Genomic DNA, 448 nt, shown 5'->3' with positions numbered 1-448 from the left:
ATGCTGAAGCGGTTAAATGGTATCGCAAGGCAGCAGAACAGAGGCATGGCGCTGCACAACACAAGTTGGGCGGAGTGTATGCCTATGGACTGGGTGTCCGTCAAGACTATGTTGAGGCTGTAAAATGGTATCGCAAAGCAGCAGAACAGGGTTATGTAGAAGCCCAAAACAATTTGGGTGTGAAGGATAAGGAAGGACAAGGAGTCCGCCAAAACTATGCAGAAGCAGTCAAATGGTTTCGTAAGGCGGCAGAACAGGGAAATGCTTCATCACAAAACAATTTAGGTCCGATGTATGAAAAAGGGCAAGGTGTTCGGGAAGACCATGTTGAAGCGGTCAAATGGTTTCGTAAGGCGGCGGAACAGGGGGGTGCCGAAGCTCAAAATAATTTAGGTACGAAGTATGCGAATGGGCAAGGTGTTCACCAAGATTATGCACAGGCAGTTAA

1 protein-coding gene is annotated in these 448 nt (G+C 47.8%); it reads left to right on the top strand.

Going from position 1 to position 448, the window contains the following annotated elements:
• A partial coding sequence (locus ACTHTY_RS11965) for a tetratricopeptide repeat protein (RefSeq protein WP_440367851.1) occupies positions 1–448 on the top strand: 448 nt, incomplete at both ends.

This window comes from Neisseria sp. P0019.S002 (assembly GCF_051957155.1).
Taxonomy (GTDB): Bacteria; Pseudomonadota; Gammaproteobacteria; order Burkholderiales; family Neisseriaceae; genus Neisseria; species Neisseria perflava.
This window is presented reverse-complemented; position numbering and strand designations above follow the sequence as displayed.